Source organism: Ruegeria sp. YTSA064 (assembly GCF_059610325.1).
In genome coordinates this window covers 146642-160571 of record NZ_JBXWNK010000003.1, presented here as the reverse complement: position 1 = coordinate 160571, position 13930 = coordinate 146642, and the positions used below count along the sequence as shown (strand labels likewise).

At 53.4% G+C, this 13930-nt stretch carries 7 protein-coding genes; all 7 read right to left on the bottom strand.

Annotated features, from left to right (window positions below; genetic code table 11):
• Positions 1-7: 7 nt before the first annotated feature.
• Positions 8-814, bottom strand: coding sequence for a DNA-binding transcriptional regulator (locus AC2FI7_RS05605; protein ID WP_010437422.1), 807 nt, complete (start codon positions 812-814; stop codon positions 8-10).
• Positions 815-846: 32 nt separating this feature from the next.
• Positions 847-1827 (bottom strand): fumarylacetoacetate hydrolase family protein, encoded by a 981-nt coding sequence (locus tag AC2FI7_RS05600; RefSeq protein WP_170772469.1) that lies wholly within the window; start codon positions 1825-1827, stop codon positions 847-849.
• Positions 1808-3295, bottom strand: a complete 1488-nt coding sequence (gene mhpA / locus AC2FI7_RS05595) for a bifunctional 3-(3-hydroxy-phenyl)propionate/3-hydroxycinnamic acid hydroxylase MhpA (RefSeq protein ID WP_120981174.1) — start codon at positions 3293-3295, stop codon at positions 1808-1810. The genes AC2FI7_RS05600 and mhpA overlap by 20 nt, the downstream gene beginning before the upstream one ends.
• Positions 3296-3298: 3 nt before the next feature.
• Positions 3299-4267 (bottom strand): VOC family protein, encoded by a 969-nt coding sequence (locus tag AC2FI7_RS05590; RefSeq protein ID WP_010437420.1) that lies wholly within the window; start codon positions 4265-4267, stop codon positions 3299-3301.
• Positions 4268-4963: 696 nt separating this feature from the next.
• On the bottom strand, positions 4964-5989 hold the full coding sequence (locus AC2FI7_RS05585; protein ID WP_010437418.1) for an adenylate/guanylate cyclase domain-containing protein: 1026 nt from the start codon (positions 5987-5989) through the stop codon (positions 4964-4966).
• Positions 5982-6323, bottom strand: a complete 342-nt coding sequence (locus tag AC2FI7_RS05580) for an Hpt domain-containing protein (RefSeq protein ID WP_010437415.1) — start codon at positions 6321-6323, stop codon at positions 5982-5984. The genes AC2FI7_RS05585 and AC2FI7_RS05580 overlap by 8 nt, the downstream gene beginning before the upstream one ends.
• A gap of 3 nt (positions 6324-6326) precedes the next feature.
• Positions 6327-13316, bottom strand: coding sequence for a GAF domain-containing protein (locus AC2FI7_RS05575; protein WP_496815980.1), 6990 nt, complete (start codon positions 13314-13316; stop codon positions 6327-6329).
• Positions 13317-13930: the final 614 nt, after the last annotated feature.

The window sequence follows — 13930 nt, the reverse complement described above, 5'->3', positions numbered from 1 at the left end:
CTGTGCTTTAGATCTTTTTGTCCGCTTGGCGGACAGGTGCACCTTTTACCATCTGCGCCGCGATCTGATTGGCCAATTCCTTCATCGGGCTCGCATAACGGTTGATTGCTTCTGTCATGGAAAACGCACTGGCGATCCAAATGATCGACAGGCATCCCAGAACGCGATCCTCACAGATGATTGGAACCGCCAAACTGGATGTGTCGGGTCGAAAAGTGCGTGCACTGCGCGTAGCGTATCCTTGTTTGCGATATTGAACCAGACGCGAGGCGATCCAGCTTTCCAGCAAAAACCGCTCGTCCTCGGGGTCGTTATTGTTGCGCAGCAGGTCCAGAATGATGCTTCTTTCCTTGTCTTCCAGAAAGGCCAAAAAGGCACGCCCGGCCGAAGACCTTAGTATCGGCAGGGACAGTCCGGCCATGTTCCGATCAATCGAGAACGGGCTGCGCCAGTGCGTTGTTTCTTCGATGACCATGTGCAGATCTCGATAAACCGAAAAATCAAGCGGCCATGAATGCACATCGGTGAATTCCGCAATGCCCGGGGCCGCGACGCGGCAAATGTGCGAGTGCGCAGCATAGTTGTCGCCCAAGCCGGAGGCGCGCGGCGAAACTCTGACCCGAGTGTCGGACGCCGACATCAGAATGTACCCTGCTTCCTCAAGAGTGTGGAGCAACCGATAGACAGTTGGTCTCGGCACGCCAATCGCGGTAGCGATTTCGGCAGGCTTTGCCGAACCCTGACTGTTCACGAACCGCAACAAGTCCAGACCGCGTAGCAAGGCACGAATGTTGGGTTGGTTGTCTGCCACCATCCTCATCCTTCAGACCGTCCTATTGCACATTCTCAGGCGGCGACGACCTTTTGGTCAATAGCCCCAAAAACTGACTGCCCTGATGGGTCGTGCATCTCGAATCTGACGGTGTCTCCAGGCTCCATGAATCGCGTCTCCGCCCTGCCATCAGCAATGATTTCGATCATCCGCTTTTCGGCCAGACATGACGACCCGACACGTTCGTGATCAGTGTTCGACACCGTGCCCGATCCGATGATAGTGCCTGCGCGCAATTCTCTGGTCTTTGCGGCATGCGCAATCAACTGGGCGAAATCAAAATTCAGGTCATTGCCAGCTGGCACCCTGCCAAAGGTTCTGCCGTTGTAAACGGTTTCGAGCGGCAGAGTAACTTTTGCTCCGGTCCAGTATTCACCCAGTTCATCCGGAGTTACGCAAACAGGCGAAAACGCACTTGCAGGTTTCGACTGGTAAAAGCCAAACCCCTTGACCAGTTCAGGTTTCATAACATTGCGCAACGAGACATCATTGCACAGCATGATCAGTTTGATATGGCCAACCGCCGCCTCGGTAGAACATCCGATAGGCACGTCATCGGTAACCACGGCAATCTCGCCCTCAAAATCCAGTCCCCAGTCCACGTCAATGCAGGGAATGTCATCGGTCGGTGCCAAAAAATAGTCACCGCCCCCCTGATACATCAGTGGATCCGTCTCAGCTCCGGGGGGCATGTCAGCCCCGCGGGCTTTGCGTACCAGGCGCATATGGCTGAGATATGCACTTCCGTCGGCCCATTGATACGATCTCGGCAACGGACTGGCCAATTGGTCCACGTCATAGGCCATAGTCTCGATCTCATTTTGTTCGACCAACTCCGAGATCTTTTTCAGCGCGCTGGCTGAACTTTCCCAGGTTTCGATCGCTTGCTGCAACGTTTGCGCAACTGATGCCGCAGATGCCATTCTGGTCAGGTCTTTTGACACGACGACAAGTGATCCATCACGACCACCGGATTTAAGTGATGCCAGTTTCATATCTATCTTTCTTTTTTTTCGGCTTAAATAGGGACAGGGCTTGTTCTGGAAGTTCCAGAAGGGTTTCCGCGACAGCCGCGACGTACCGGTCGGGTCGCACCCAGACGGCATTTGTTCCAATATCGGTCAGCACGGCGTCCAGCTGGGGATGATCGCGCGCATTCAGTGCGACAGCATCATCGCTGCATTCCGGCAATGAGGCGCGGCTGACAAGAAGGTGCTTGTGTCCAACAGCATCGTCCAGCCTCTGTCCGTCGGTATCAAGATGCACTTGGGGAAAGGGACGCCCGACATAAGGGTTGTTTGTCTGCACCTGCATCAGTGCGCTCTGACCAAGCTTGGGCGCAATAGATCGCATGGCACCTGAACGCGAACCGTCCGCAAGTTTCAAGGCACTTTCCCGATCAAGCGAGTTGATCAGGCCGCCCAGACGAACCGCAGTTTCAATATAGCTGTGTGCGTGGGGCTGTCGTTCATCCTGATAGCTGTCAAAGAGCATCTCTTCATCGCCGCCATTGAGTGCTTTGACGAGCTTCCATGCCAAATTCGCGGCGTCTCGAATGCCGGTGCACATTCCTTGGCCCATGAAGGGTGGCGTCAGGTGGGCGGCATCTCCGGCAATCACAACCGGTCCCTTTCGCCAGATTTTCGCGACCTGTGAACGGAACGTATAGACAGCACTGCGCTCAATCTCGGCATCGTCAGGCGTAATCCACCGTGATAGCAGATCCCAGAGACGCGAATGTTCCATTATTTCGGCGTCGGTTTCACCGTCCAAAACCATGATTTCCCAGCGGCGGCGAATACCGGGGGCCCGGCAATAAGTCATCGGTCGGTCCGGGTTGCAGAATTGAATGGAATGATCGCCAAGCTCTGGCATTGGACGTTTGAGACGCAAATCGACGACCAGCCAGCGTTCTTCAAACCCCAGATCTTCCATTTCGCCGCCGATCCAGCGGCGCACGGACGAATTGGCCCCGTCGCAGCCAACAACGTATCGAGCTTCAAAGGTGGACTTGCAGTCGTTTGTCTTATCCAGTGCGGTTAACTCTACGCCATTCCCTGTGGGTTCAAGATTTATTACGTTGTGAAGTTCCAGCGTGGTGGCCCTCGGGGAACGCGCCAGTTCGGCTCTCAACAGCGTTTCGAGATCAGGCTGATGCAACCTGTAGCTTGCGTGCCACCCATGTTTGGTAACGCTCTGTGGTCTTGGCCAGTCCAGCAGCAACTCATTGTTTTCATCGACGAACTTCATGCCCGGGTTGATGTGCACCAGCTTATAAAGCGCGTCAGCTATCCCGACGGTTTGGAAAACGCGCATCACTTCGTCATCGAAGTGCACGGCGCGGGGCAGATGGTACATCTGGGCCTCGCGGTCCAGAACCACAACCGAAACACCGCTTTTGGTCAGGAGGTTGGCAAGTGTCGCTCCGGTAGGACCGAACCCGATAATCGCAACGTCATACATCGTTCAGACCTCGGGGACTTGTCCGTAGAGCCACGGGCAATTCACAACGCTAGGTGCCCGGTGCCCCGCGGCTGCGGTTGCCAATCGCTTATCCCGAAAGGCGGCGCGCTCCTGTTCGTTCAGGTACAGCCGTTCGTGGCCCCAAAAGCTGGGCCCGACATTTGTTTCACATGCTTCCCAGGTGGATGGGTCGATGATCCTCCCGCCCCAACCGCTTTCCACGAAAAAGCCCGACGGCGTATGGGCATAAAAGCTTGTCATGTAATCATTTGTGTGCCGCCCCAATGTATAGGCGATTTCGGCAAGACCATTCTGAGCCAGATCATACCCCTGACCCACGTCGTCTAGATTGTCGTATTCCACCATGAAGTGATGAAACCCCGCCTGCCCCGACCCGACGATTGCAAAACTATGATGCCGGCCGTTGACATGAAAGAAATAGAGAGGAATGGGCCGCAACCCATAATCGCTTAAATGAAAGCCAAGTACGTCGCGGTAAAAAGGTACAAGCGCTTCGGCGTTGGACACGTGCAAAACAGCGTGCCCCATGCCATATGGGCCGGTCTTGAATCCCTCGATAGGTCGACCCGGGATAAAGGGATCGGTTGTTTTCTCCGGCTTCCAGACGAACTCAAGCCGATTCCCGGCAGGATCGACACATGTAATGATTTCAGCCACATAGCGGCGATCGGCCAGTCCGCGATCCCCCGGGGTCACATTGTGTCCCGCCGCCTCCAGTTTAGTGGCAAGCCTTTCCAGGTCAGACTTCTCGCCAACCTCCCATCCGATGTAGGCCAGGGTATCGCCGGGCTCGTCTGATATGATCAACCGCTGGTGCTGATCATCCATCCGAAACGCCGTATTGCGACCCCCGCGATCCAAAACCTGCATGCCCAGCATATTGCCAGCGAACTGCCGCCAATCGTCTGACTTGTTGGAACGAATACCGATGTAGCTTAGCGCGGTGATCATACTAATCTTCTCCCGAAGATATTGCTTCCCCAATTCATGGTAATAAGCATGCCACAAAATACTTTTGTCCATCAGGCGGACAAGAGGGACAGCAACGTTCTACCTAGCTGGCTCCATTAGTTTGGATGCTCGTTTTAGACTACCAATAAATTACAGCTCAGGAGAGGCAAACCGTGCTCTGACGTAGTGGAGTATGGCTCTTCTAACTTGGAGCGAATATCGCTGACGGCCACTGCAATTAGAGATGGATAATTAATTTTCCCGCCGCCCAAAAAAGTTCGAACGCCTTCGGCGATGAAGTTCCCTTCATTTCACCCGAAGCATACGGCAGCTTTGTCCCGTGCCTCTCCCATTCACGGACCTCGAGATTTCGCTATCGCGGCGAATGGCCGCAAAGCGGCCTGCGACCCCAGAAATTTAGGCGAGTGGCGAATGTCTCTTTTGGGCCGCTCCTCATCGGTTCAAGACGGCCCGAACGGCAGGATGCCGCGGTCGCTCCGATGGCGGCATAGAGCCCACTTTGGCCGATGCTGCGCGATGCCCCAATTGCAGCAATACGCAGAAAGCGGACTTTGCAAAGTTTGACAATATCTAGTCTCCAATCAATGAGCCACATATGAAAATCATCGGGCGAAAAGCAAAGCCACAAGCGCAACTACACCCGGTGTAGATGCGCTTGCCAGGTTGCATGAATGGTCATAGCGCATGGATATCGAACGGATCGGAGAAACCCTTGATCATTGTTCTACCAAATGTCTCCAACACATTTGCCCCTTCCAACAGATCGAAGGTTTCTTGATCAATCAATATACGGCTTCCGGTTTTCTGAGTTTCTGCCTCGAGGCGAGCAGCAAGGTTTACGGTCGATCCTATGCAAGTATACGTCGCTCGATTGTCCGTACCGGCATAGCCGGCGACGACTTCGCCAGTCGCTATTCCGACGCCGATTTTCAGGTCACTTTTCGCTTCTGAGCGCCTTTCAAGATTTAACATCTCGATCATGTTGTGCATTTCATGCCCTGCCGCCACTGCACTTTGCGCAGTATTGGGCAGTGGTTGCGGAACTCCAAAAAGAGCCATCAAACCGTCACCCAGCATCAGGCTGACAATTCCGCCATTGCTGGAAACAGCCTCGAACATCAACGTGTAGAACGTGTTGAGCAGGTCAATTGTTTCCTCTGGTGCGAGATTTTCAGACAAGGTCGTGAAACCGCGAATGTCACAGAAGAGGACCGAAGCATTGGCACGCTTGCCACCTATCGCAAAGCCAGACTCTTGCAGGTCTTGTGCAACCTCCGTTGTTGCAAAGCGCTCTAGCAGACGTTTCTGCTCGTCCCTGAGTCTTTTCTTTTCAAGGCCGCTGGAGACGCGCGCACCAAGAAGTGTCTTATTGACCGGTTTTGGCAGGTAGTCTTCCGCACCCAATTCGATACAGCGCACGACATTGTCGAGCCCCTCAACAGATGACGTCACGATCACCGGCAAATCACGCAGGTCGGTGTCTGATTTGATGGCTTCGAGAACCTGAAAGCCGTCCATTTCAGGCATTTCGATATCCAGCAGAAGCAAATCAAACGGCTGGTTAGACAACATCTCCATTGCGACCCGGCCGTTTTCCGCGACCGATGCCTGGTGACCCAAAAGCTCTACGCTGCGCGACAAAAGCAAGCGGTTCACCTTGTTGTCATCAACGATGAGCAAATGACCCGGGGCGTCAGACATCAATCAGGCTCCGTAAAGCAGCTGCAGCAATGGTAAGGTCGGTTTCCAGCGCCGTCGCGTCTGTAAGGTCCCCGGCTTCAGGCAGCTCTCCGAGCTCGATTTTCCTGGCCCGTTCGGCGAGAGCAATCGCCCCAAAGGTATTGGCATTCGACTTAATGGAGTGCGCAGCACGGCGGTATCGGTCGGCATCAGCCGCGACCGCAGCCGCTTTCAACTCGTCAATCATGCCAGGCGCTTCGTCGAGAAAGGTGTTCACAAGCTCGGCTGCAAAATCTTCGCCTGTAGCGTCTTTAAGCTCCATGAAGATTTCATGATCAATCGGGCTGTCTGTCATGGATCACCTTCTTATTCTGGGGGAATTTAACAGGGCTTCAATTAGGACCGATACGCGGATCGGTTTAGTGATGTAGTCGTCCATCCCTGCTTTCAGGCACATCTCACGGTCGCCCTGCATGGCGTTCGCGGTCATCGCGACTATACGAGGACGACTGCCATCCGGATGCGCTTTATTGATACGACGAGATGCTTCAAGCCCGTCCATCTCGGGCATTTGCACATCCATGAAAACGACATCATATGTTTGCCGGTTGACGCTTTCGACCGCTTCAACACCATTGCTGGCCAAATCAGCGCGATAGCCCATCTGTTCCAGCAGTCGCAGCGCAAGTTTCTGGTTCACCAAATTATCCTCAGCCAGCAAAATCCGCAGTGGATGTCGTGTGGCCATATCCGGATCTGTTTGTGGTTTGCCCTGAGGTTTGGACGGCTCTACGCGCACCTTTTCAGTCGCGAACAATGTGACCAGGGTATCGAACAGGTGGGATTGGCGCAGAGGTTTGGCAAGGTTGGCGGTGAAGAGCCCATCCTCAAGGTCTATATCGCGCGGGCCAAGTGAACTGAAAAGGATGAGTGGCAAGCCCGGTTTCTTGGCGCGAACCCTTTTTGCGAGCTCTTCTCCATTCATGTCAGGCATATGCATGTCGAGAATGGCCAAATCGAACTCGACGCCTTCTTCAAGTATGCTCAGCGCCTCTGACGGAGATCCATACGTCGTTGTCTGCGTGCCCCATTTCTCGGTTTGCAGAGAAAGGATTTTACGATTGGTGGCATTGTCATCCACCATCAAAATTCGCTTGCCTTCGAGTTCAGGCTGAACACCAACAAGACTGCGAGAAGACGATTTAACTGGCTTTGCAGGTTTGGCCTGGATCTTGAAAACAAAGGTGGAACCGCTCCCCTCGCCATCGCTTTCAGCCCACATGGTCCCGCCCATGAGTTCTGCTAGGCGTTTCGAGATCGCAAGACCCAGACCAGTGCCGCCATATTTTCTGGTCGTTGAACTATCTGCCTGACTGAAAGACTGAAATAATCGGCTCATGCCCTTTTGGGATAGGCCGATTCCAGTGTCTCGGACTTTGAACGTTAGTTCGAGCGATCCCTTTACCTTGGCGGATTGTTCAACAGACAGAACCACTTCGCCGCTTTCGGTGAACTTCACTGCGTTAGAAAGCAGGTTCAGCAGAATTTGCCGCAATCTGGTCAGATCCGCACTAATCGCCAGTGGTAGCGCGTCATCGAATTCATAGGCTAAATCGAGTTGTTTCTCAGCGGCTTTGCCGCTGACTAAGTCGAGAGCGCTTTCTATGCATTCGCGCAGGTCGAACGGATGATTTTCGATATCCATCTGCCCGGCTTCAATTTTCGAGAAGTCAAGGATCTCGTTGATGATACCCAACAGCGCGTCACCACTATCGCGGATGGTGTTTGCATAGTCGCTTTGCTCTGCATCCAACTCTGTGTCCATCAACAGGCCGCTCATCCCGATCACCGCGTTCATGGGCGTGCGAATCTCATGTGACATGGTGGCCAGGAATGCGCTTTTTGCTTCGTTGGCAGTTTCAGCAGCCTCGCGCGCTTCTTCAGCTTCGCGGAAAAGGCGTACGTTCTCGATCGCAATAACAGATTGATCGGCAAAGGACTCGGCCATTGCAATATCGTCATCCGAGAAGGGTGTTTTTGATTTTCTGATGAAATAGAGGCCGCCCAGACATTTGCCTCCGCGCATCAATGGCACGCCAAGGAAAGCTTCAAACCCGTTTTCTTCGTGAAGCTTCTTTGCCAACCGCGGCAAGTCACCCGACGACAAATCATGCACATGCATGGTTTTTCCAGACAGCAATACCGACGACAGAAAATTGTCTTGCGTATCCAGCGGGTGCCGAGTTCTTCCGAAATCACGTATCAGCCCGTTGGGCGAGGCCAAAGCCACTTGCCACCAGAAACTCTCATCCGACAACGCCGCACCGGCCATGTCGCACGAAACGAGCCGTGTCGCGGAATCTACGATCACCTCAAAAACAGGCGTTGTATCCGTGGGCGATTGGCTGATCACCCGCAATACATCAGCACTCGCAGTCTGCCGGGCCAAGGAAGACTGAGTTTCATTGAACAGGCGTACATTTTCCAGCGCGATTATGGCCTGAGCGGCAAATGACTCGGCAATGGACACTTCGTCTTTGGTAAAAACCTTGGACGTCTTTCGAATAAAGACCAAGTTGCCGAAACAGTCTTTTCCACGCATCAAGGGCACCATCAAAAACGATTTAAAGCCCTTCTCGCGAAATATCTTCTTGTCGCGCCGCGGTAGTTCATCGTAGCGCCAATTTGGCATGTGTAGCGTCTTGCCGCTTTTGATTGCCCAGGACGGCAGGTTGTCTTCGGGGTCAATCGGAAGCCGATCCGTCCACTCGACTTTTTCCACACCTTCTGGCGTTGCGACAGCAACCTGCCAAATTTCGGTTTTGTTGGCTTGAATAGCAATTGCCAGGTCGCAATCTATCAGCGTCGTCGCCAGTCCAACAATCTTCTCGAACACGGGTTTGGTATCGGTTGGGGATTCAGAAATTACCCGCAGCACATCTGCACTGGCGGTTTGGCGGGCAAGCGCGGTTTGCGTGTCATCAAAAAGCTGCGAGTTCTGAATAGCGATGATTGCCTGTGACGCAAATGTCTCCATCTGCTTGATTTGCTTCTCGTCGAAAGCCGCAGTTATTCGGCTGCCCATGCTGATGACACCGATTGTGACACCATCGCGGATCAGTGGCACGGAAAGGACGGATCGATAGCCCTCGAGATTGGATTTGAGCAGCGGATCGTAATTAGGGTCAGCTTGCGTATCTTCAACATAGTCGGCCCGTTCATGCAGAAGCGCACGTGCCGTGGCCGATGTTTCCCCGGGCTCAAAAGGATGCGCCTTTAAAAAATCCGCGAATTTGCCCGACAAATTGTGCCCGGCAAAATAATGGTACTTCCCATCTTCGGGTGCCTTAAGCGCCACGAAGGCATCCTGCAGGCGACAAATGCGAGACGAAACGGCCAGCAACGCCTCCAGTACAGGCTCCAATGCATCAGGAGATCGGGAAATAACTTCGAGCACCTCGCTTGTGGCTTTCTGGTACTCTAAGGATTCCTCAACTTCCTCAGTTCGGGCTGTCACCTCGTCGAAAAGGTGCGCATTTCCAAGCGCAATCACCGCTTGCGAGGCGAACGTTTCAACTAAAGCTATCTGCTTGTCCGAGAACGCCCCAATTTTCGAATGAGCAAGTGAAATCACGCCGAGCGTGACCCCATCCTTTACCAGTGGGACCCCTAAAGCCGAACGAAATCCGGCACCCAGTGCTTCTTCTTTCCAAGCATAGTCCGGGTCGTGCTCAAAATCTTCAATATACACCGTTTTGCCTGTCAGCGCGGCGCGACCCGTGGTCGTACCCTTGTCTGGAACAAGCACCTGACGGGTTATGACGTCGTAATGAGCTGCGGCGGAATTATGGGTCGCAGCAATGTCGTATACTCCGGTTTCTTCATTCAGTAGTGCGACGTAAGACGCCTCGGGTTTGCAGATGCGAACCGCCACTTGCAAAATAGCTTTGAGTACGGGATCGAGTTCATTTGGTGAGCGCGAGATCACTCCCAGCACTTCAGACGTGGCTGTTTGATAGTCGAGCGCTTCTTCAACTTCTGCTGTACGGGCCTGCACTTCTTTGAACAACCGGGTGTTGTTGATGGCGATCACAGCCTGGGAGGCGAATGTCTCTAACAGGTTGACCTGTTTTTCGCTAAACGCCCCGGGCTTCCGGTGCGCCATGACGATAACACCAACGGTCACGCCTTCGCTGACTAAGGGGACGCCGAGGGTGGTAAGGTAATCACCGATCTCCGCCGCCACCTTCCATGTGTAAGATGGATCCTTACTTGTATCTTTTATGTAAACAGTCTTGCCGTGAAGGGCCGTGCGGCCGATGCACGAGCCTTCCTCTGGGGCAATTGGGTTGTCTGACAAATAGTCAAGAAACGCATCACTCACGTTGTGGGACATGGCCACACGGTACAACCCATCGTCAGCATCCCGCATTGCAAAGAATGCATATTCTGGGTCGCAGATGCGTGAGGAAACTTCCAGGATTGCATCTAGCACCCGTGGAAGATCGTTAGGCGAACGAGAGATGACATCTAAAACCTCTGACGTGGCAGTCTGGTATTCTAGTGACTGCACGACCTCGGCAGTGCGTTCTTCCACTTCCCGGAACAGGTTGGCATTTGTAATGGCGATAATCGCTTGGTCGGCGAAGGTTTCTAACAACTGAATCTGCTTGGTGGAAAATCCCAAAACCTCGGTTGACCCGACCGAAATTACACCCACAACCTCGCCATTTTTGACCAACGGGACCCCGAGCACGGACCGATATTCCCCGACGCCGCTATCCTCCATCCAAGTATAAGACGTCTCGGTTTCGACATCTTCGATATAGATGGTGCGTTTCGACAGTATGGCACGCCCGCTTACACCGCTTTCATCAGGCGAAATAGGATGCGCTTTGACATATTCCGCAAAGGTCGTGTCCTGCGTAAGTATTGCAAGAACATGAAAAAGCTGATCGTCGGGGTTCAACATTGCAACATAGGCATCCTGCAATTCGCAGATGCGCGACGCTTCTTTGAGGATGGCATCGAGAACAGGCGCCAACTCATTTGGTGACGCCGAAATAACCCGCAGCACTTCGGATGTAGAGGTCTGGTATTCCAAAGCCTGCGTAACTTCCGCTGTGCGATCCTGAACTTCGCGAAACTGTCGGACGTTTTCCATTGCGATAACGGCTTGAGCCGCGAAGGTTTGGACCAGTGCCACGTCGTCGTCTGAGAATGGCGCAACTTCACGGCGATAGAGCACGATCACCCCTAGACCGGTGCCATCCTTCATCAACGGAACCGCCAGAACCGAGCGGGCTCCTTCAATCTCAACCATCTGAACCCGTTTCGGGTCACGATCCCTGAGGTAAAGGGGATCGTCCGCGATATCGTCCTGGCGAATGACCTCGCCATCAATCATTGGTTTGATCGCAATCAATTCAGTGCGTGTAAGTGGCTCCATAAAATTTTTGAGCGCTTCGTCAAAATCGATTCTCGCACCAATATTGGCTGGGATCGTTGCGATCTCGCGTTCGTGATCAGCGATACACAAGAAGGCGAGTGGCGCTTTGCACAGACGGCTGGAGTTTTCGAGAATGCTTTGGAAAACCGGCCTTTCGTCGTCGCGGCTACGGCTTATGACTTCGAGGATTTCTCGCGATGCTTTTTCGCGCTCAAGTCGTTCCTGAACCTCTCGAAATTGGCGCGTATTTTCTATCGCTATGACTGCGTGTTTGGCGAACTCTTCAATGAATTGCACGTCGGGATCAGAAAACGGACGGACTTCGCGGCGGCTGACTGCGATCGCACCAATCGCCTGTTCCCCCTGCATCAATGGCACAACAACCCGTGACCTGATGCCTTCGACCTCAACCATTGTAACAGCAGTAGGATCACCCGAGCGGTAGAACTCAGTGTCGGCGATGTCCTCGACGCGTACAACCTTGCAATTTCGTATCGCCGCCGCCGCCGTGACTGAACCATCAAGAGGCCACTCTTCTCCCAATTCGACGTCGGTTCTATCGTGCCCCCATGCACCGGCCAATTGAATATGGGTTCCTGCAGCGTTGACCAAAACCAGTGCCGCCTGATCCGCGTCACAGATTTCCGTGGCCTGCTGCAGCACCGCTTCAAAGACGCGCGCATCGTTGTCCCGGCTTTTGCTGATAACACTCAGAACCTCCTGCGTCGCCGTTTGGCGTTCTAACTGAGTGTGCAGTTCCTTCATTTGACGGGTGTTATCTATTGCGATCACAGCCTGCGCCGCAAAGCCCTCGACCAAAGAGATTTCATCTTCAGTAAATGGCCGCACTTCACGCCGGTAAATCCCAATGACACCGACGGGATCACCATTTGCCGACATCAAAGGAACCGTTAGAAACGAACGGACACCTTCCTCATCAACCAGTTGCCGGCGCCAAGGATCCCCATTGATGTAGTGGTCTGTCTCGCGCAAATCGACGTTGTGAATAACGCGCGATTGCCGCACGGACTCGGCAATTTGTAAATTTGACTCCAAAGACCAGCGATCCACGCCGACCTTGTACGTAGCCAATTGATCACCAAAATGGGCCGCGTATTCCAAATGAGTTCCTGCCTCATTTAGCAGGCTCAACGTGGCTACATCTGTTTCGCAAAGCCGGGCCGTGTTTTCCAGGATCGTCTGAAAGACTGGCGCTTCATCTTCCCGAGATCGACTGATCGTCTCCAGCACATCGCGCGTTGCCCCTTCACGAGCCAGACGGACCTGCAACTTGCTAAACTGGCGAACATTTTCAATTGCAATGACCGCCTGCGCGGCGAAAGTTTCAACCAGCTGGACCTGATCGTCGGAGTACGGTCGCACCTCATCCCGTGCCAGCATCAGGCATCCGATTGCACTGCCACCCACTTTCAAAGGAACAAACAGATTGCTTCTGCACCCATGCGTTTCGACAATGAGTTTAAAGCGCTCATCGCCCGATTTGTGGAAATCGGTGTCGCCCATGTCGACAACACGCCTGGTCTTACCGCTGAGAATAGTGTCCGTCACGATGGAGTTGCCTGGCTCCATCGTGTATTTGCCGTCGAGCCACAGCTGCTGAATATCCGGGTGCAGATTGACGCTGGCAATCAGTTGCTGACGCGCATCCCCTTCTTGCCCGAGAACCAGACCAGCAAAAATGGCATCGCAGAGATCTTTTGCCAGCGTTAAAATCAAGTCGCATACTGGTTGGATGTCATCCTTGGTCTCAGAAATCGCCTGCATAACCCGCGCAGTAGCTTCGAACCGCGCCTGCTGATCATCCGCGCTGAGCCCCGAACTTTGTGCAGACGACGACGCTGAACTTCCCGTCTCTTCCGATGTCCTCTTTCCACCCACCTGCGTTCGCAGCTCCCGCACCAACTAATGAAACACACACAACACCGGAGTTTACTGGGCATAAGATAGAAGTCACAGAGTTTCTTTGCAGACAGTATTCAATGCGCTTCGGGCGATGCTGGTATGGTGTGGCCTTGGGAAGATCCGCAGAGTCATAAAGAAAGCCGCTCTATTTGCGAAAAAAGTGTCCTAAATAGGAGATGTGTTAAACTTCCCAGAATACTCAAACATCGCTGTTGTATATCATCTTTGGGTTGCGAGCGGCCCACCGGGCCAAAAATGCGGATGGCCGCAAGGTCCGCATGTCGAATGTTCAGGCAGCCTTTGATTTTGCGCTCGCAGCGAACGGCAGGTTCGACGGGCCGCGCCGCAGCATGGAGTCAACGGGCTGCGGGTCCGGTTGGGGCCGTTTGGCACATTTGAGTGTCTGGTTTGGGCTACTATTTTCATTTCTATAGCAATCAATGCGCGAAACTTGGTTAAAAGCCGGCACTTAGGTCGCAGCCATGTTGATGGTCTATTCTTGGCAGATAAAAAATGAACTCCAACAAAGTACTGACTGCACTTAGAACTGCTCAAACATTGCGATTTTCACCAGTTGCTTATGTGAGCAA